Genomic DNA, 17,168 nt, shown 5'->3' on the forward strand with positions numbered 1-17,168 from the left:
CTCAGAATTGTTGGCCGAAGCCGAAGCGGAGCAACTGGGTACGGTCATGCTTCTGTTTGATGATCGGCACACCCAGATCAATGTTAATCAGACCAAACGGGCTTTTCCAAGAGAAGCCGACACCGGTACTGACGCGCGGGGTCAGTGTATCTCCATATACCGGCGTGTATTTGTAACCATCATTGGGCGACGTATAGCGATTGCGCACACGCAGGCCATCCAGGCCGCCCACGTCAACGAAATACCGTCCCTTGATCCCCATGTCCGCCGCGAACGGCATCGGGAAGTCGACCTGCGCCGACGCCGTGTACAGGAACCGGCCACCCAGGAAATCTTCCTGTGAATGCATGGGATAGGTCACGCCATCGATCGTGCGCGAATGGATGCCCATCGAACGCGGTCCCGCGCCACCGTCGAGGAAGCCGCGCAGCGACGTGCCGCCAAGGTAGAAGTTATCGATGATGTCACTGCGCCCACCGCCCCAGTTGGCGATGTCACCGGCACCGGCCTTGAATTCGACGGTCCAGTCGTGATTGCCCATCAGATTGTCGAGCGGCAGGTAATAGGCCGCGTCAATCTTGCCACGGACATAGCGTTCATTGCCGCCGATACCCGCGAAATCGCCGCCGATGCGCACGACGTAACCGCTATGCGGCTGTGAACGGCGATCACGCGTGTCATAGGTCAGAGTGGTGCTGAGCTGCGACAGCAGCGACCAGCCCGCCTGATCCAGCACGTACCACGAGGAATCGGACCAGGTATCGCCAACGTCACGATCCGTCAGCGTATAGCTCCACGACTGCGACAGATGGTTGTTATACGAATACCCCATGCGCAGCGTCATGCCGTACCGGCCTTCGGAGTAGTTCTGGTACGTCATGTAACGGTTCTGGATGCCGTAGATGTCGATGCCGGCCACCAGGTTGCGGTTGAGGAAATACGGATCCGTTACCGAAATATCCGCCTGATCTTCGTAATACGCCGCCGTGCCCGAGAAACCGGCATCAATGCCCGTTCCCAGCAGGTTATGCTGTTTCAGGCCGATATTGCCCAGTACGCCCGCGTCGGTCGAATACCCGCCGCCCAGCGAAAATTCGCCCGTCGGCTTTTCCACCACGTCGGCGGAGATATTGACCTTGTCGGGCGAGGACCCCGGCGTCTGATCGATCGAGACGGTCTTGAAGAAGCCCAGATCCTCCAGAATCGCCTTGGAATACTTGCGGTCCATCGGGGTGTACGGATCGCCTTCGGACATCGGCAGCTGCCGCCGGATGACCTTGTCTTCCGTGATGGTGTTGCCGTTGATGTCGACGCGCTCGACATACATGCGTGGACCTTCGCTGACATCGAACAGAAGGTTGACCGTCCGCTTTTCCGGGTTACGCGCGATTTCGGGGTGGACCATCGCGAACGGGTACCCCTTCGCCTGCAGGATTTCCTGCATCGACGTGGCGTTATGCTGGATCGCGCTGCCGTCATACCACTGGTTGTGGAACAGCGAGATGTACTTGTGCAGGGACGCCGCGCTGACATGCCGCAGCGAGGAGCGGATATCCATCTTGTTCAGACGGTACCGTGGCCCCTCTTCCATCGTATAGGTGATATAGAACGTCTTGCGGTCGGGCGAGAGTTCGCCGGTCGCGTTCTTGACCTGAAAATCGACAAAACCGTTTTTCAGATAAAACCGGTGCAGCAGTTCCGCGTCATACTTTATGCGTTCTGGGTTGTACTGATCGCTGGAGGAGAAAAAGCGGTACCACGCCGTTTCCTTCGAGGACACGATGCCGGCAAGCCGCGTGCTGCTGAAGGTGCGGTTCCCCACGAAGGTCACCTTGCGGATTAGTGTCTTCTGCCCCTCGTTGATGCGGAAGATGACATCGACGCGGTTATGGGCCAGCCGGATGACCTGTGGCGTGACGGTCGCGGCGTATCGCGCCTTTTCCGCATAGACGCCCAGTATCTTCTGCCGGTCGGCGGCGATCGTCTTGGCGGAAAACACCGCGCGCGGACGCAGCGATATGACCTTCGTAAGGTCTTCGTCCTTGGCGGTATGGTTCCCCTCGAACACGATTCGGTTGACGATGGGGTTTTCAACGACATGCACGACAAGCACGTTGCCGGAACGCTGCATGCTCACGTCCTTGAACAGGCCGGTGGCATAAAGCGTCTTGAGCGAACGGTCGAGGAGATCCTGGTCAAAGCGGTCGCCGGGCTGCACCACCATGTAGGACAGGACGGTACTGGTCTCGATACGGTCATTGCCCTTGATGTCCACCGCCTCGATCGGATCGGCCAGCGGCGGGGGCTTGATGGCTTCGACTTCGGGCTGCTGCTCCGGCATCATTTCCGGCGAGGGCGCCATGCCGGTGGCCGGGGGAGCATCCGGGGCAGCTTCCTGCCCTGCGTCCTGTGCGCGGGCTCCTGCCGTCCAGAACAGCGGCACAACACAAACGGATGCAAGCAGCGCTGAACGTTTACTCGACAAAATCGGCATTCCTCACCATTCGGTAGGCGGACTGGCTCCACTGCCAGCCATGCAGAGAAGTGATCTCCGTGCTGTCATGCATTATCCGCATGGGCGGACGTATCCGATATCGCCCCTGTCGCGCAAGCACTTGTCTCATGCCGTCATTCTTACGTCATCCGACATGTGACGCCAGCCATTGAAACAGGCCGAAATGCGAAAGATCGTTAAATGTCGAAAATAAAAACAGACTGGCGATCAGCGCGAACCCCGCCTGGAAGCTGATCTGCTGGACCCGGCGCGACACCGGGCGGCCCATTATTCCTTCGAGGATATAGAACATCAGCCGCCCCCCATCGAGAATCGGTATGGGAAACAGGTTTATCAGCCCCAGATTAATCGACAATAGCGCCATGAACGAAACGATACTGGACACGCCATATTGCGCCACCTGTCCGGACATCTGCGCGATGCGCAGCGGACCGCCCAGATCCTTCGTGCTGTGCTGTCCCGTCAGCATCTGCCACAACCCTGCAAGGGTCTGGACCGAAACGTTCCACGTTTCCTTCACGGCGGAGACGAAGGCATGCGGCAGGGACTGCGGCGCGCCCATTTCCGCAAGGAAGGAAACCCCGAGTTGCCCATGCGGGGCCTGCCCCTTGGCCCCCGCCACGCTGCCGACCGTCAGGGGAAGGGTCAGGTCCCTGCCATCGCGACGCACCGTGACATCGATATGCGCGCCGGGTTCTGCGGCCACCCGCGCCTGCAGGTCCGCCACGTCGGAAATGGCATGATCGCCCAGCCGCACGATGGCGTCATGCGGGACGATGCCCGCGACTGCCGCAGCGCTGTTGGGCATGACATCGGCCACGACATTGCGGATATGTGGCTGCCCCGCAAAGGCGAACAGGCCGGTGAACAGGATGATCGCCAGCAGGAAATTGAAAACCGGCCCCGCGACGATCACGATCGCCCGCGACAGCACGGGCTTGTCATGGAACGTCCGGCCCGGCTGCCACGCCGCCATCTGTTCCGGGGTGGCGTCTTCCGGTCCCTCGAACCCGTGCGGCTTGACATAACCGCCCAAGGGAACGGGACACAGCCGCCATTCCGTGCCGACACTGTCATGCCAGCGCAGAAGCGGCTTGCCGAAACCGATGGAGAACACCTCCACATGCACGCCCCGCCAGCGCGCGGCCAGGTAATGGCCAAGTTCATGGATGAAGACCAGCACGCCCAGCACCAGGGCGAATGCCAGCACGGTCCGCAGCAGATCATGCATGATGATTATGTATTCTCCTGATGATCACGCGCGGTCGTCCTCCTGCCCGGCTGGGCCTTACGCGGCCCGTGCGGTTATCCGGGCCAGTGCGAGGCGTCGCGCCTCCCGGTCCCAGTGCAGTACCTGCTCCAGCGTATCCGCGCTCTGGTTCCCCAGTGATTGCATCACATCCTCGACAACCCGCGCAATATCCCGGAAGCCGATTTCACGATTCAGAAAGGCCTCCACCGCGATTTCATTGGCGCCGGACAGGATCGTGGAGGCCGCCCCGCCCGCGCGCAGCGATTCCCGCGCCAGGCGCAACGCGGGGAAACGTTCCTCATCCGGGGCCTCGAAATCCAGCCGCGACAGCGCGGCAAGGTCGAGGCGCGGCGAATTGGTCGCCATCCGCCTGGGCCACGCCAGGGTATGGGCGATGGGAATGCGCATGTCGGCGGACCCAAGCTGCGCGATGATGCTGCCATCGGTGTACTGCACCATGCTGTGCACCACGGACTGGGGATGGATGATGACATCGATCCGGTCCTCCGTCATGTCAAACAGGCGGGCCGCCTCGATCAGTTCCAGCCCCTTGTTGAACATCGTCGCGGAATCAATGGTGATCTTGGCGCCCATGCTCCATGTCGGGTGCTTCAGCGCGGCTTCCAGTGGGGCATTTTCCATCTCCTCGATGGTGGCGCGGCGGAACGGGCCGCCTGACGCGGTCAGTACGATCTTTTCAACCTGATCGACCTGACCGTCGGCCATCGACTGGAAAATGGCATTATGTTCCGAATCGACCGGCAGCAGCGTCGCGCCCGCATCGCGCACGGCACGCAGCATGACATCGCCGGCACAGACCAGCGCTTCCTTGTTCGCCAGCGCCACGGCGCGCCCGTTGCGGACCGCCGCAAGGGTGGGTTCCAGCCCGATGGCCCCGGTAATCGCCGCCATGGTCCAGTCCACGGGCACGCCCGCCGCCCGGATCACCGCCTCCCGGCCGCCGGAAACGCGCGTGCTGGTTCCCGCCAGAAGAGTTTCCAGTTCCCCCACCAGGGATTCGTCGGCAATGACCGCATATTCCGCGTCCAGGGCGCGTGCCTGTTCCGCCAGCCGGGCGACATTGCGTCCCCCCACCAGGGCCACGACACGGAACCGCTCCGGCGCCTGCAACAGCAGATCCACAGTGGAACAGCCGATACTGCCGGTACTGCCCAGAACGGAAACTGTCTTCATCCTACCGATTTCCCCAATTTGCTTTTCATCGCGACCGTCCTTGCGGTCAGTGCAGGCCGACATACCAGAAAGCAGCGCCCGCCGCTGCCCCCAGTGAAATCAGTGCCGCCAGGGGCGCCGCCACCAGCAGGCCGTCAAAACGGTCCAGAAGTCCGCCATGCCCCGGAATCAGCGCCCCCGAATCCTTGACGCCGCGCGCCCGCTTGAGCGTGCTTTCGGCCAGGTCGCCCGCCTGCGCCGCGATCGCCATCACCCCGCCCATCACGGCGCCGCGCCATGCACTGCCGGGCAGCGCGTCAGGCAGCAGTGCTGCGATCACGGCCCCGCCCGCCACCGCGCACAGCAGACCGCCACATGATCCCGACCATGTCTTGGCCGGTGAAATGCGCGGCGCCAGCTTCGGTCCGCCCACGGCGCGGCCGGTCAGGTAGGCCCCCGTATCGCTCAGCGCGACGCAGGCCACGACAAACAGCACGACCCCCGCGCCGGGATGGGTCATGAAACGCAGCCACAGCAGGGAGACACCCGCGCACCCCACCGCGACCTGTCCCGCCCACAGCGCGGGACCGAACACGAACGCCACGCCCATCACCAGGAAGGCGCCGCCCCACTGCCCCGTCAGGGCGCAGGCTGCGCACGCCAGCGGCCAGAGCAGGTAAAGGATCCCCCGCCAGCTGCGCGCGGACAGGGAAAACAGGCGTCCCCATTCGGACGCCATTCCCACCATCGCCAGCACGATCATCACGGCATAGGCAATCCCGCCCGCCCACACGCACAGGGCCGCCAGCGGTATGATCACCGCAGCCGACAGCACGCGCGCGCGCAGGTCCTTCCACCCCCGGCCGGAATTCTTTCCCGGCGGGGGCCGCGTGGCGGAAGAAGGAAACGGGACCACGGTTTGCGTGGGATCAGACCGGTCTTGCACCGAAGCGCCTTTCGCGCCGGGAAAAGATTTCGAGCACGGCATTGAAATGCCCCGCGTCGAAATCAGGCCACGGCGTCTCTATGAATATCAGTTCGGCATAGGCCGACTGCCACAACAGGAAATTGGACAGACGGCTTTCACCGCTGGTCCGCACCACGATATCAGGGTCAGGCATGTCCGCCGTCATCAAGAAGCCGCCAAAGACGTCCTCATCAACCTGATCGACCGCCAGCGTTCCATTCCCGATGTCCGCCGCCATCCGCAGGGCCGCCTGCACGATGTCGGCACGGCCGCCATAGGACAGCGCAAGGACCACCGTCAGGACCGTATTGGACGCGGTTTCAAGTTCGGCGCGGCGGGCTTCGGCCCGGACGTCGGGGGCAAAGCGCGACAGGTCGCCAATGATGCGGATGCGCACGCCCTTCGCCGCCAGTTCCGCGACCTTGTAGCGCAGGTAATAGCGCAGGAGGCTGGTAAGGTCGGCCACCTCCTGCGGGGTGCGCCGCCAGTTTTCCGAGGAAAAGGCATAAAGCGTCAGCCATTTCACGCCCGCCGCGACAGCCGCGCGGATGCAGCGCTGCACCGCCTCCGCCCCGGCCCGGTGGCCGGCAAGCAGCGGTAGCCCGCGCGCCGCGGCCCACCGCCCGTTGCCATCCATGATGATCGCCACATGGACCGGCACGCCCCCGGCTCGTCGTTCCCCGACAACTGGGTACATGCGGGGGTCAGACCTGCTTGATCTCGCGTTCTTTTTCCGCGAGCAGTTCGTCAACACGCTTCACATACTGGTCCGTCAGCTTCTGGATCGCATCCGACCAGACCTTGACGTCATCCTGGCTGATTTCGCCCTTCTTTTCCTGCCCGCGGGTCTGCTCCATGCCGTCGCGACGCACGCCGCGCACCGCGATCTTGCCATTTTCCGCGTACTTGCCCGCCGCGCGCGCCAGTTCGTTGCGGCGTTCCTCGGTCAGCTGGGGGATGGGCACGCGCACGGTCTGGCCATCCGCCGCCGGGTTCAGGCCCAGCCCGCTGTCGCGGATGGCACGTTCGACCGCACCGACCAGCGAACGGTCCCATACCTGCACCGTCAGCATCCGTGCCTCCGGCACCGCGATTGAACCCACCTGTGTCAACGGCACCTCGCCGCCATATGCCTCCACGCGTACCGGCTCCAGCAGGGCGGGGCTGGCGCGGCCCGAACGCAGGCCGGCAAAATCACGACGCAGGCTTTCCAGCGCCCCCTCCATGCGGCGAGTTATATCCGCCAGCAAACTTTTCTGATCGACAGACACCTTGGCCCTCCCAACATTCCTGAGACGGCCGTGTCCGACCGCCATGCGACTCTCTAGTGCGGGGCGTGGACCTCAGTCCGAGGCCACGATGGTGGTAAAGCGTCCCTCACCCCGCATAACGCGCGAAAACGCGTCTTTTTCATGGATATTGAACACCACGATCGGCAGCCTGTTCTCACGCGCCAGGCTGATGGCGGCCGCGTCCATGACATTGAGGTCATTGGCCAGCACATCACGATAGGTCAGCGTATCGTAACGACGCGCGTCAGGCACCTTACGCGGGTCGGCGGAATAGACGCCATCGACCTGCGTTCCCTTGAACAGGGCGCTGCATTCCATTTCTGCCGCCCGCAGCGCAGCCCCCGTATCGGTGGTAAAGAACGGGTTGCCGGTACCGGCGGCGAAAATCACCACGCGTCCCTTTTCCATATGCCGCACGGCGCGGCGACGGATATAGGGTTCCGCGATGGAGGACATCTGGATCGCCGTCATCACGCGGGTCGGGATTCCCTGACGTTCCAGGGAATTCTGCATCAGCAGGGCATTGATGACCGTAGCCAGCATCCCGGCGTAATCGCCCTGGGCACGGTCCATGCCGCGCGCCGCGGCCGCAACGCCGCGAAAGATGTTGCCACCCCCGACAACCAGACACACCTCGACACCCGTGCGCGCGACAGCGGCCACATCGGCCGCGATGCCATCGACGGTCGCGGGATCGATCCCATAGGACCCGGCGCCCATCAGGGCCTCGCCCGAAACCTTCAGCAGGACCCGGCGATAGGTGGGGGTATTGTCTGGGGCATGATCTGTTAGCGGATTTGTCATTGGCCCTCGAACACAGCAGGAATAAAGACACAGCCGCAGACCGCCGCCCGCCAGTGACCGCGCGCCCACGCAGCACATGTCATATAGGGGGTTCGCCCCCCTCACAAGCACACGATGTTGATAATACGGCGATGGGATCGCGGCCCGCACCGCGCCCGCGCCATGCGGGCCATCGCCCGCGCAGGGGACGAATCCTCAGGAAGCGTCGTCCAGCCCGATGGCCCGCAGGCGGGCGCGTTCCTCATCCCAGCCGGAACGTTCCTTCACATTCAGGAACAGGTGGCACGGACGTTCCAGCAGGCGCGACAGCTCCATGCGCGCGCGTTCCCCGATGCTGCGAATCCGCGACCCGCGTTCACCGATCAGGATCGCCTTGTGCGACGCCCGCGTCACATAGATCGTCACCTCGATCCGCACGGACCCGTCGGGACGTTCCTGAAAGCTTTCCGTCTCCGCCGTGGCGGAATAGGGCACTTCCTCATGCGTCTGCAGGAAAATCTGCTCGCGCACCAGTTCGGCGGCCAGCAACCGGTCGGGCAGGTCCGTCAGGTCGTCCTCGGGATACAGGTACGGCCCCGCGGGCAGTTCCGCCGCGATACGGTCCAGCAGGTCCTCGACCCCCTGCCCCGAGCGCGCGCTGATCATGAAGACGTGTTCGACCGGCAGCAGCCCCGACAGTTCCGCCGTCAGCGGCAGCAGCACCTCGCGCCGCACGAGGTCGGTCTTGTTCAGCACCAGCCACACCCGGCGCTTGCGCTGCGCGAGTTCCGTGATGATTTCACGCACCGAATCCGTCAGGCCCGCGCGCGCATCGACGATCAGCAGCGTGATGTCCGCATCCTCCGCCCCGGTCCACGCGGCCGCGACCATCGCACGGTCCAGCATCCGGCGCGGGCGGAAGATGCCCGGCGTGTCCACCAGCAGGATCTGCGCATGATGACGCATCAGGATCCCCAGCACCCTGAAACGTGTCGTCTGCGCCTTGGGGCTGACGATCGACAGCTTGGTGCCCGCCATGCGGTTCAGCAGCGTGGACTTGCCCGCGTTGGGCGCGCCCACGATGGCGACGAAACCACAGCGGGTCGTCATGTCTTCATGTTCCGGCATTTTTCATTCCCACGGCCGCGACAGCCGCCCCGATTGTTCCGATTCCGTGCCCGTCGCGCCAACCGCCGCCCGGCAATCTGTCACCTGGCAATCAGCCGTCAGCCAAACTGGCTGAGCAGCCGGGCCGCCGCCTCGCTTTCGGCCGCGCGCTTGCTTCCGGCGACGCCTTCGCCGCGCCGTCCCGATGCCTCCACCGAAATCACGAAACGGGGCGCATGCGACGGTCCGTCGGTGGACACCACCTTATATACCGGCAGCGGCAGCCCGCGTGCCAGCACCCATTCCTGCAACGCCGTCTTGGGGTCCTTGGGCGGTCGGGCCTGTGCCACGATGGCGTCGTTCCATGCCCGCCGCACAAAGGCCCGCGCAGGTTCAAGACCACCGTCGAGATAGATCGCCCCCAGGATGGCCTCCACCGCGTCCGCCAGCACGTTGGCCATCTGCCGCACGCCGGCCCGGGCTTCATGCTCCGCCACGTCAAGGGCGGATGGCAGGGCCATTTCCTCGGCGATCTGCGCCAGCACCGTGCGCGACACCAGATGCGCGTGACGCGGACCCAGCGCGCCTTCCTGCTCGTCGGGGAAACGTTCGAGCAGCCATTCCGCCATCAGCAGCCCCAGCACGCGATCGCCAATGAACTCCAGCCGTTCGTTGGATCCCGCGCCACGCCGCGCCACCGACTGGCGCGTGCGCCGTCCGCCCGCGCTGCTGCGCTGGTGTGCTGCGGAACGATGCGTCAGCGCCTCGCGCAGCAGCGCGGGATTACGGAAGGAATAGCCGACATAGGCCTCGATCCGTTCGGATTCAGGGGCCGCGCTGCCGGATGTGGCGTTACCGGGGACCTGCATGATCAGTGCACTCCCATGAACAGGCGCCCCCAGCGGATTTCCGTGGGCCAGCGCCAGAATTCCCATGTCGGATACTGCGAGTCCACGGACAGGAATATCCACTTGGCCTGCCCGATCAGGTTTTCCATCGGCACGAAGCCAAGGTCCTGCGGCGCATCGCCCATGAACCGGCTGTCCGCGCTGTCATCGCGGTTGTCGCCCATGACGAAGAAATATCCCGGCGGCACGACGTATTCGGGGGTGTCGTTCTTGTCCCCCTCGTCCGTCAGCTTCAGGATGTCATGCGGCACGGACGGGCGCCCCCCGCTTCCCGGCAGGTCCTCGCGATAGCGTTCGCCTTCCATGCGGGTATGATGTTCGTCGATGGCGACATACTCGCCTTCAGGCGTGCGGGGCACGAGTTCCCCGTTCAGGTAAAGCTGTCCCTCGCGCATCTGGATGCGGTCGCCCGGCAGGCCGACGACCCGCTTGATGTAGTCAATCGACGTATCCTTGGTAAAGCGGAAGACGGCGACATCGCCGCGATGTGGTTCGCTGCCGAAAATACGGCCGCTGAACAGGTTGGGCGACAGCGGCAGGGAGAAATGCGAATAGCCGTAGCTGTATTTGGCGACCCATACGTAATCCCCCACCTGCAGGGTCGGGATCATGGAGCCGGACGGGATGTTGAAGGGCTCGAACAGGGCCGTGCGGACGAAAACCGCGATCGCGCCGGCAACCACGACCGTGCGCAGAAGTTCCAGCATGCCACGCGTTCCCGTGGCCGGGGCGGTCGTCAGGGTAGATGGCGTATGGGGATCATCGCTCGACATGTTATCCATAAATCCGGCTTCGTGCTCGACCGGGCGCAGTAATGGACCGGACGCATATTCTGGCGATCAAGCCCACGGGGCCACCCCCTGTCAAGCATGGTCGGCCATGCGCGCGGGTCTGAATGGATCAGGCCGGCGGTGCCTCATCCGCCACGATGGTGACCTGGGCAAAGGCATAGGGGTATTCATCCGTCATCGTCACCATGATGCGCGGGCGGTATCCCGACGGCACGATTTCATGCAGGCGCAGGCGCGCGCCACCCGACAGGACCATGACCGGCTGCCCCCCCGGCAGGTTTTCCACCCCCAGATCGCCATGATACACGCCGCGCGCGAATCCCGTGCCCAGCGCCTTGGCGCAGGCTTCCTTCGCGGCCCAGCGCTTGGCATAAGTGCCCAGCCGCGCCTGTCCTGAACGCCTGTCAGCCGCCTGACGTTCCCGCGCGGTAAAGACGCGGGCCTCGAACCGGGGGCCGTGACGTTGCAGGACGCGTTCGATCCGGCGGATATCGCACAGGTCGGACCCGATCCCGATAATCATGCAATCAGCGCCTCATCCCTTGGCGCGCTCGACCTGGACCACGCCGGTTTCCGCCCGCAGCGCCGCCATGATCGATGACAGGTGCCGCAGGTCACGGACCTCGATATCGGCAAGGATCTCCATGAATTCCAGCTGCCGGTTGACGATGCGCAGGTTGACCATCACGCCTTCATGCTTGGTCGCGATATTGGTCAGCGTCGCAAGGACGGACGGTTCGTTGGCCGTCACGACGCTCAGCCGCCCGACATGGGTACCCGCCGCGTTGCGCGCGATCAGGTCATAATCCCAGTTCAGGTCCATGAAGCGTTCAGGCGTGGCGGCGAACGTTTCCAGCGTCTGGCACCCCTGCGCATGGACCGTAATGCCCTTGCCGGTGGACACGATGCCCACGATGCGGTCACCCGGCAGCGGATGGCAGCAGCCGGCGAAATGCACCGCCATGCCTGCGCCGACGCCCGCCAGCGCCATGCCCGCCGCGTTCTTGTGCCGCGAGGCGGAAAATGACGTGGTGCTTTCGGTCGAACGCATCGAAAGGCCCGGCACCATGCGCGGCGCGCGCGGCGCACGGCGCAGTTCGGGATAGGCGGTCTGCACCACCTCACGCGCGGACAGGTTGCCATTGCCCACCGCCACGTACAGATCCGCCACCGAGGACAGGCGCAGTTCCTTGAGCAGGCTTTCCAGCACCTTTTCCGAACCATCCACCCCTTCCTGACGGAAGGATTTGGCCAGCGCGACGCGACCGCTGTCGAGATGCGATTCACGCTGCTGGAGCGCCACGTGCCGACGGATGCGCGCCCGCGCCTTCCCCGTGACGACAAACCGCTCCCACGAGGGCGAGGGCGTGCCCCCGCGCGCGGTCATGATCTCCACCTGGTCGCCGTTCTGCAGCTCATGACGAAGCGGCATCAGGCGGCCATTGATCCGCGCGCCGACGCAGCTGTCGCCCACCTGGCTGTGCACGGCATAGGCGAAATCGATCGGTGTCGCGCCACGCGGCAGGGAAATCAGCTGCCCCTTCGGCGTGAAGCAGAATACCTGATCCTGATAGAGTTCCAGCTTGGTATTTTCGAGGAATTCGTCCGGGGCCGCCGAATCCTCCAGGATATCGAGCAGGTCCTGAACCCATGGCAGGCCGGAGACGACCTGCGACGCGTCACCGATCTTTCCATCGCCGCCCTGCTTGTACAGCCAGTGCGAGGCGACGCCGTTTTCCGCGACATCGTGCATTTCCGACGTGCGGATCTGCACCTCGATCTTCTGGTTGCGCGGATGGCGCAGGGTCACGCCGGTATGAAGGCTCTGGTATCCGTTGACCTTGGGGGTGGAGATATAATCCTTGAACCGCCCCGCGATGACCGGATAGGCCGCATGCACCGCGCCAAGCGTGACGTAACATCCCTCCCGCGTGGGCACGATGATGCGGAACGCCATGATGTCCGAAAGCTGTTCGAACGCCACGTTGCGGCGCTGCATCTTTTCCCAGATGGAATAGGGCGTCTTTTCCCGGCCGGTGACCTCGACGCCATGCAGCCCGGCCTCGGTGCACAGGTTCTGCAGTTCGTGGCGGATTTCCTCGATCACGTCCGCGCCCTGGCCGCGCAGGTAATTGAGGCGGGCGCGGATGGTGGCCATCGCCTCGGGCTCAAGCTCAGCGAAGGAAAGGTTCTGCAGCTCGACCTTGACCTTCTCCATGCCGATGCGATCAGCCAGCGGCGCATAGATTTCCATGGTCTCGCGCGCGATGCGCTGCCTGCGGTCAAGGCGCTGCACGTAATGCAGGGTGCGCATGTTGTGCAGGCGGTCCGCCAGCTTGACGATCAGGACGCGGATGTCCTTCGACATCGCCAGGACCAGCTTGCGGAAATTCTCGGCCTGCTTGGTGCGGTCGGACTGCAGTTCCAGCCGCGTCAGCTTGGTCACGCCATCGACCAGTTCCGCGATGGTCGGGCCGAACTGCGCGCGCAGCTGGGCCTGCGTTACGCCCGTATCCTCGATCGTGTCATGCAAAAGCGCGGTGGCGATGGACGCCGTATCCAGACGGAACCCCGCCAGGATATTCGCCACCGCCAGCGGATGGGTGATGTAGGGATCGCCGTTGTCGCGGGCCTGTCCCTCATGCGCGCGGTTCGCGACGTCGAACGCGCGGCGGATCAGGTCGATGTCGGCATTCGGATCATAGGCCTGTATGCGCCGGATCAGCCCGTCACATGAAATGACGCGTCCGGGGTGGCCATCAGGCGCCTCCTGCCCCATGACGGGGGCAAGGGCTTTCCCGTCTGGTGGAGGGACCTGTGCGGGGGACGTGGTGGGGGAAGCCGCCGTTTGTGTGCCAACCCGATCCGTCACATCCGTCCCCTATCGCCAGAAGAAGTCTATCGCGAACCCCGACCGCCGAGTTCCGCCTCGATGGTGGCCTCAAGTTCCTCCGCCGTCATGCCAGCGGTGTGGCGGGCCTCTTCCTCGGCCGAGACATCCTGAAGGCCGAAGATGTTCTGTTCCGTCGGGATGAGGTCGACGACCTCCTCGTCGGCGGGTTCGGGCTCGGGGGCGCGGGCCAGCGAACGCAGCAGATCGCTCTTGACCTGATCCAGACTGATTGTCTGGTCCGCGATTTCACGCAGGGCGACAACAGGATTCTTGTCGTTGTCGCGATCGATCGTCAGTTCCTCACCGCGCGACAGGGCGCGGGCGCGCTGGGCCGCCAGCAGCACCAGTTCAAAACGGTTGGGAACCCGCTCAACGCAGTCCTCGACAGTGACGCGTGCCATCAGGCCAGACTCCGGTTTTCTATGAAACAATATATCGGTTGAACCACATCAGATACCCCCACCCGCCCTGCAAAGCAAGCACGCTGTTGCATCATGTCAGTCCGGCAGGCGGGCGATCCGCTGGTCCGCGACACGGGCAAGCAGGGTGCCGAGCGCATCCCCGCTGACGGGATCGCGCCAGTCCGGCGCGACATCACGCAGCGGCAGCAGCACGAAGGCACGCTGGCATGCGCGGGGATGCGGAAGGATGGGATCGGGCCCGGCGCGGACCATGTCGCCCATCGCGATGATATCAAGATCCAGCGGCCGCGCGGCGTTGACATATGTACGTACGCGCCCGGCCCGTGCCTCGATCTCCTGCAGGGCCGACAGCAGTGCTTCGGGGCGGATGTCGCCATGCGCGCGCACGACGCCATTGACGTACGGGGGCTGCCCCGACGGCGGGACGGGCGCGCTTTCATACCAGTGGGAAACGGCATCGACATGGATGCCCTCAATCCGCCCTATTTCCGCCACAGCCCAGTGGCATGTCTGGAGTGGCCCCTCCCCCGTGCGGCGGGGCAGGTTCGCCCCTACCGCCACGAGGATGCCAGTTGACTCGCCACTGCAACCGGGCACCTTATCGTGCGTATCCATGTCGTGATTAATAACATGATTGGATGATTTGTTATCTCAAAGTTTATGACTAAATCGGTACGGATACCGTCGCGCCGGTCACCACCGCCATGACGCATCCCTGCGAACATCCGGCGAACCGGATCGCAGGGATCGGAAATCATGGAATTTTAATTGTCCGCCGCGCATGCCGGGTTACCTCTTTCAGGGACGCTTACTAATGTTCTTTCAGCCTCAGGAACGGCTTTGTCTTTTTATTGACGGAACCAGCCTGTATTCAGCCTCGCGCAACCTCGGGTTCGAGGTTGACTATCGTAAACTCCTGTCCTTTTTCAGATCGAAGTCGAACGTCCTGCGCGCCTATTATTATTCCGCCGTGCTGGAGACCGAGGAATATTCGCCGCTCAAGCCGCTAACGGACTGGCTTGTCTATAATGGCTATTTCCTGGTGACGAAGACGGCGCGTGAATATACCGACCATGCAGGACGTCGCCGTGTAAAGGGCAACATGGACATCGAACTTGCGGTGGACATGCTGGAAATGGCGCCGAAGATCGATCACGCCGTCCTCTTCAGCGGCGATGCGGATTTCCGTCGCCTGCTCGAGGCCGTGCAGCGTCAGGGCGTGCGCACGACGGTGATCGCATCCATCAAGACCTCGCCGCCGCTGATTGGCGACGAACTGCGACGTCAGGCCGATCAGTTTGTTGAACTGGCGGACATCGCATCGCACTTTACCCGACGCCAGATCGAAAGCCGCGCTTCGCGCCCGTCCGCCCCGGCGCCGGTCCGCCATCCGGCCGACCACCTGAGCGACCTGCCGGAAGAATAGGAAGAAGGATTAAAGCAGAAGGCAGGAAGTCCTTTCCATGGCCCTTTCCCGACCGGGAAGGGCCATGGAATTCATTCCGCTCAGCCTTCGAGCTGAAGAGTCTCGCGCGTCCAGTCGCGGGTTCTGGCGCACAGGTCGGGATTGTCCGACAGGCGCTTGCCATAGGACGGGATCATCTTGCGCAGGCGATCCTCCCACTGCGGCAGGCGGTCGGCAAAACAACGCTGGATGACCGACAGCATGATCGGTGCTGCGGTGGACGCCCCCGGCGATGCCCCAAGCAGGCCCGCGATCGAACCATTCGCCCCGGTCACGACCTCCGTCCCGAACTGCAGCACGCCCCCCTTGGCGGCGTCCTTCTTGATGACCTGGACACGCTGGCCCGCGGTGATCAGTTCCCAGTCGCTGCTGCGCGCATCCGGCACGAAATCGCGCAGCGCCTTCATCCGGTCCTCGTTCGACTGCATGACCTGCTGGATGAGGTATTTCGTCAGCGGCCAGTTGTCGCGGGCCACCGCCAGCATCGCGCCGATATTGTCCATGCGGATCGAACGCGGCAGGTCCAGCCACGACCCGTTCTTGAGGAACTTGGTCGAGAACCCGGCATACGGCCCGAACAGCAGCCCTTCGCGCCCGTCGATCACGCGGGTATCAAGGTGCGGGACCGACATTGGCGGCGCGCCCACCGATGCCTTGCCATAGACCTTGGCATGGTGACGGGCCACGATGTCGGGGTTGGTGCAGCGCAGGAACTGCCCGCTGACGGGGAAGCCACCGATGCCGCGCGCCTCCGGAATGCCGCTTTTCTGTAGCAACGGCAGCGCGCCGCCCCCCGCGCCGACGAACACAAAACGCGCCGACACGTCGCGCGCCGCCCCGTCATGCATGCCACGCACCGACACGGTCCATCCCGCCCCCGCCTGACGCAGGTTGGTCACTTCATGCGCGAGGTTGAGGTCAAATCCCGGACCGGCACACAGCACGTCCACCAGCTTGTGCGTCAGGGCCCCGAAATTGACGTCGGTTCCGGCCGGGTGATGCGTCGCGGCCAGCGGCGTGCCCGGCTTGCGCCCGTCCATCACCAGCGGCATCCATTGCGCCAGCTGCGCGGTGTCGGTCGAATACGCCATGCCCGCGAACAGCGGATGATCCTTCAGCGCGTTATAGCGCCGCTGGAGGAAATCGACATTCTCCGCCCCCCAGACGAAGCTCATGTGTGCGATGGGGTTGAGGAAATCGCGCGGGGAGGCAATCAGGCCGGCATCCACCAGATAGGACCAGAACTGCCGTGAAACCTGAAAGGCCTCGTTGACGTTGACCGCCTTGGAAATATCGATTTCGCCACCCGCGCCCATGGGGGTGTAATTCAGTTCGCACAGCGCGGAATGGCCCGTGCCGGCATTGTTCCAGCCGTTGGAGCTTTCGAGCGCGACGTCATCAAGACGCCCGAACAGCGCGATCGACAGTCCGGGCTCCAGTTGCTTGAGCATCACGCCGAGCGTGGCGCTCATGATACCGCCGCCGACAAGGACGACATCATAGGTGGAATCGGCAGTGGTAGGCTGAGAGGTCATGATATTCTCCGCTTCGGCGTCGGACAGTGATGTCATGGCTGCGATCGTGCGTTCCGGGCAGCCTG

General features: G+C 63.8%; 16 protein-coding genes. 1 reads left to right on the forward strand and 15 read right to left on the reverse strand.

Annotation, left to right across the window (positions count from 1 at the left end; translation table 11 throughout):
- Position 1 precedes the first annotated feature (1 nt).
- From bamA to folK, 14 genes are all read right to left on the reverse strand, one after another.
- Positions 2 to 2,494, reverse strand: a complete 2,493-nt coding sequence (gene bamA, locus NJLHNGOC_RS02815) for an outer membrane protein assembly factor BamA (RefSeq protein ID WP_165837823.1) — start codon at positions 2,492 to 2,494, stop codon at positions 2 to 4.
- A gap of 145 nt (positions 2,495 to 2,639) precedes the next feature.
- Positions 2,640 to 3,746, reverse strand: a complete 1,107-nt coding sequence (rseP, locus tag NJLHNGOC_RS02820) for an RIP metalloprotease RseP (RefSeq protein ID WP_113594982.1) — start codon at positions 3,744 to 3,746, stop codon at positions 2,640 to 2,642.
- Positions 3,747 to 3,803: 57 nt separating this feature from the next.
- A complete protein-coding gene (gene dxr, locus NJLHNGOC_RS02825; protein ID WP_113594983.1) occupies positions 3,804 to 4,961 on the reverse strand; it encodes a 1-deoxy-D-xylulose-5-phosphate reductoisomerase in 1,158 nt (385 codons plus the stop codon).
- Between the two features lie 46 nt (positions 4,962 to 5,007).
- Positions 5,008 to 5,886, reverse strand: coding sequence for a phosphatidate cytidylyltransferase (locus NJLHNGOC_RS02830; protein WP_408890456.1), 879 nt, complete (start codon positions 5,884 to 5,886; stop codon positions 5,008 to 5,010).
- Positions 5,870 to 6,604 (reverse strand): polyprenyl diphosphate synthase, encoded by a 735-nt coding sequence (uppS, locus tag NJLHNGOC_RS02835; RefSeq protein ID WP_113594985.1) that lies wholly within the window; start codon positions 6,602 to 6,604, stop codon positions 5,870 to 5,872. Before uppS ends, NJLHNGOC_RS02830 begins: the two co-directional genes overlap by 17 nt.
- Before the next feature lie 7 nt (positions 6,605 to 6,611).
- Positions 6,612 to 7,178 carry a ribosome recycling factor gene (gene frr / locus NJLHNGOC_RS02840; protein ID WP_113594986.1) on the reverse strand — a complete coding sequence of 189 codons (567 nt, stop codon included), beginning with the start codon at positions 7,176 to 7,178 and terminating at the stop codon, positions 6,612 to 6,614.
- 72 nt (positions 7,179 to 7,250) lie between these two features.
- Positions 7,251 to 8,003: a UMP kinase gene (gene pyrH, locus NJLHNGOC_RS02845; RefSeq protein ID WP_113594987.1), complete on the reverse strand. Its 753-nt coding sequence runs from the start codon at positions 8,001 to 8,003 to the stop codon at positions 7,251 to 7,253.
- Positions 8,004 to 8,198: 195 nt separating this feature from the next.
- Positions 8,199 to 9,110, reverse strand: coding sequence for a GTPase Era (gene era, locus NJLHNGOC_RS02850; RefSeq protein ID WP_113594988.1), 912 nt, complete (start codon positions 9,108 to 9,110; stop codon positions 8,199 to 8,201).
- A gap of 98 nt (positions 9,111 to 9,208) precedes the next feature.
- The gene (rnc, locus tag NJLHNGOC_RS02855; protein WP_113594989.1) at positions 9,209 to 9,958 is read right to left on the reverse strand and encodes a ribonuclease III; all 750 of its coding nucleotides are present in this window, start codon (positions 9,956 to 9,958) and stop codon (positions 9,209 to 9,211) included.
- 2 nt (positions 9,959 to 9,960) lie between these two features.
- Entirely contained in the window at positions 9,961 to 10,704 is a 744-nt protein-coding gene (lepB, locus tag NJLHNGOC_RS02860; RefSeq protein ID WP_408890468.1) for a signal peptidase I, read from the reverse strand.
- A 193-nt stretch (positions 10,705 to 10,897) separates the two neighbouring features.
- Positions 10,898 to 11,311 carry a holo-ACP synthase gene (gene acpS / locus NJLHNGOC_RS02865; RefSeq protein WP_113594990.1) on the reverse strand — a complete coding sequence of 138 codons (414 nt, stop codon included), beginning with the start codon at positions 11,309 to 11,311 and terminating at the stop codon, positions 10,898 to 10,900.
- A gap of 12 nt (positions 11,312 to 11,323) precedes the next feature.
- Positions 11,324 to 13,567, reverse strand: a complete 2,244-nt coding sequence (locus NJLHNGOC_RS02870; RefSeq protein WP_113594991.1) for a RelA/SpoT family protein — start codon at positions 13,565 to 13,567, stop codon at positions 11,324 to 11,326.
- Between the two features lie 119 nt (positions 13,568 to 13,686).
- The gene (rpoZ, locus tag NJLHNGOC_RS02875) at positions 13,687 to 14,082 is read right to left on the reverse strand and encodes a DNA-directed RNA polymerase subunit omega (protein ID WP_110095458.1); all 396 of its coding nucleotides are present in this window, start codon (positions 14,080 to 14,082) and stop codon (positions 13,687 to 13,689) included.
- A 96-nt stretch (positions 14,083 to 14,178) separates the two neighbouring features.
- Positions 14,179 to 14,718, reverse strand: coding sequence for a 2-amino-4-hydroxy-6-hydroxymethyldihydropteridine diphosphokinase (gene folK, locus NJLHNGOC_RS02880; protein ID WP_113594992.1), 540 nt, complete (start codon positions 14,716 to 14,718; stop codon positions 14,179 to 14,181).
- A 199-nt stretch (positions 14,719 to 14,917) separates the two neighbouring features.
- On the opposite strand from folK, the gene NJLHNGOC_RS02885 reads away from it, so the two are divergent.
- Complete coding sequence (locus NJLHNGOC_RS02885) at positions 14,918 to 15,529, forward strand: LabA-like NYN domain-containing protein (RefSeq protein ID WP_113594993.1); 612 nt, start codon at positions 14,918 to 14,920, stop codon at positions 15,527 to 15,529.
- Positions 15,530 to 15,609: 80 nt separating this feature from the next.
- Here the strand turns inward: NJLHNGOC_RS02885 and NJLHNGOC_RS02890 are convergent, their stop codons facing one another.
- Positions 15,610 to 17,103, reverse strand: coding sequence for a malate:quinone oxidoreductase (locus NJLHNGOC_RS02890; RefSeq protein WP_113595038.1), 1,494 nt, complete (start codon positions 17,101 to 17,103; stop codon positions 15,610 to 15,612).
- Between the last annotated feature and the right edge of the window lie 65 nt (positions 17,104 to 17,168).

The organism is Novacetimonas cocois, assembly GCF_003311635.1.
Classification (GTDB): domain Bacteria; phylum Pseudomonadota; class Alphaproteobacteria; order Acetobacterales; family Acetobacteraceae; genus Novacetimonas; species Novacetimonas cocois.

Excerpts from the sequence above, each read along its gene's own strand:
- era (WP_113594988.1), bottom strand. The coding sequence starts at position 9,110 with ATGCCGGAACATGAAGACATGACGACCCGCTGTGGTTTCGTCGCCATC.
- uppS (WP_113594985.1), bottom strand. The coding sequence starts at position 6,604 with ATGTACCCAGTTGTCGGGGAACGACGAGCCGGGGGCGTGCCGGTCCAT.
- rseP (WP_113594982.1), bottom strand. The coding sequence starts at position 3,746 with ATGCATGATCTGCTGCGGACCGTGCTGGCATTCGCCCTGGTGCTGGGC.
- acpS (WP_113594990.1), bottom strand. The coding sequence starts at position 11,311 with ATGATTATCGGGATCGGGTCCGACCTGTGCGATATCCGCCGGATCGAA.
- rpoZ (WP_110095458.1), bottom strand. The coding sequence starts at position 14,082 with ATGGCACGCGTCACTGTCGAGGACTGCGTTGAGCGGGTTCCCAACCGT.
- NJLHNGOC_RS02885 (WP_113594993.1), top strand. The coding sequence starts at position 14,918 with ATGTTCTTTCAGCCTCAGGAACGGCTTTGTCTTTTTATTGACGGAACC.
- NJLHNGOC_RS02870 (WP_113594991.1), bottom strand. The coding sequence starts at position 13,567 with ATGGGGCAGGAGGCGCCTGATGGCCACCCCGGACGCGTCATTTCATGT.
- rnc (WP_113594989.1), bottom strand. The coding sequence starts at position 9,958 with ATGCAGGTCCCCGGTAACGCCACATCCGGCAGCGCGGCCCCTGAATCC.
- folK (WP_113594992.1), bottom strand. The coding sequence starts at position 14,718 with ATGGATACGCACGATAAGGTGCCCGGTTGCAGTGGCGAGTCAACTGGC.
- NJLHNGOC_RS02890 (WP_113595038.1), bottom strand. The coding sequence starts at position 17,103 with ATGACCTCTCAGCCTACCACTGCCGATTCCACCTATGATGTCGTCCTT.
- pyrH (WP_113594987.1), bottom strand. The coding sequence starts at position 8,003 with ATGACAAATCCGCTAACAGATCATGCCCCAGACAATACCCCCACCTAT.
- dxr (WP_113594983.1), bottom strand. The coding sequence starts at position 4,961 with ATGAAGACAGTTTCCGTTCTGGGCAGTACCGGCAGTATCGGCTGTTCC.
- bamA (WP_165837823.1), bottom strand. The coding sequence starts at position 2,494 with ATGCCGATTTTGTCGAGTAAACGTTCAGCGCTGCTTGCATCCGTTTGT.
- lepB (WP_408890468.1), bottom strand. The coding sequence starts at position 10,704 with ATGCTGGAACTTCTGCGCACGGTCGTGGTTGCCGGCGCGATCGCGGTT.